1 protein-coding gene and 1 pseudogene are annotated in these 1,026 nt (G+C 56.5%); both read right to left on the reverse strand.

What is annotated here, in order from left to right:
- Positions 1 to 317 (reverse strand): annotated as a pseudogene (locus tag FHS21_RS30375) (carbohydrate ABC transporter permease); the annotation flags it as partial.
- 88 nt (positions 318 to 405) lie between these two features.
- A partial coding sequence (locus tag FHS21_RS30380; protein WP_183665874.1) for a carbohydrate ABC transporter permease occupies positions 406 to 1,026 on the reverse strand: 621 nt, incomplete at its 5' end.

The following is a 1,026-nucleotide window of genomic DNA, read 5'->3' on the forward strand; positions in this document are numbered from 1 at the left end:
AACAAATGCTTGTCGCCGAGGAACCGGTAGCGCGAGAAGGCATAGGCTGCAGGCAATGCCACCAGCACCGAGATCACCGTGTTCATCACCACATAAATGATGGAATTGATATAACCCTTGTACCAGGATGGATCGGTGAAGATGACCGCATAATTGTTCAGAGTCGGGTTCTGCGGCCACAGCGAGAAAGCACCGAGGATTTCCTGGTTGGTCTTGAAGCTCATATTGATGAGCCAGTAGATCGGCAGCATCAGGAAGATGATGTACAGCGTCGGGATCAGCCACCAAAATTTGGATTCGTCGCCGCGCTTGCGCATGCGACGGGCCAGCGCCTTGTCAATCTGGCGCTGTTCGGCTTCGGGCCGCCCACTCGTTCGTGCAAGTGTGTCGTTCTGCACGCTCATATCAGCGCTCCGCATCGTAATTGGTCATGACGGTGTAGAAGACCCATGACAGCAAGAGAATGATCAGGAAGTAGATGATCGACATGGCCGCGGCGGGCCCGAGGTCGAACTGGCCGACCGCCATCTTGACGAGATCGATCGACAGGAATGTCGTCGAATTGCCCGGTCCACCGCCGGTGACGACGAAGGGTTCGGTGTAGATCATGAAACTGTCCATGAAGCGCAGAAGTACGGCGATCAGAAGCACACGGTTCATCTTCGGCAACTGGATATAACGGAATACCGCCCAGCGGGACGCGCCATCGATCTTGGCCGCCTGATAGAACGCATCGGGAATGGACACGAGACCGGCATAGCAAAGAAGCACGACGAGGCTCGTCCAGTGCCAGATATCCATGATGATGACGGTGACCCATGCGTGCATCGGGTTCTGGACGTAATTATAGTGGATGCCAAGCGTTTCCAGCGTATGGCCGAGCAGACCGATGTCGGTGCGGCCAAAGACCTGCCAGATCGTGCCGACTACGTTCCACGGGATGAGGAGCGGGAGCGCCATCAGGACCAGGCAGACGGGAACGCCCCAGCCCTTGCGCGGCATATTGAGCGCAATGATGATGCCCAG

Origin of the sequence: Phyllobacterium trifolii (assembly GCF_014192095.1) — a bacterium.
GTDB classification, from domain to species: Bacteria; Pseudomonadota; Alphaproteobacteria; order Rhizobiales; family Rhizobiaceae; genus Phyllobacterium; species Phyllobacterium trifolii.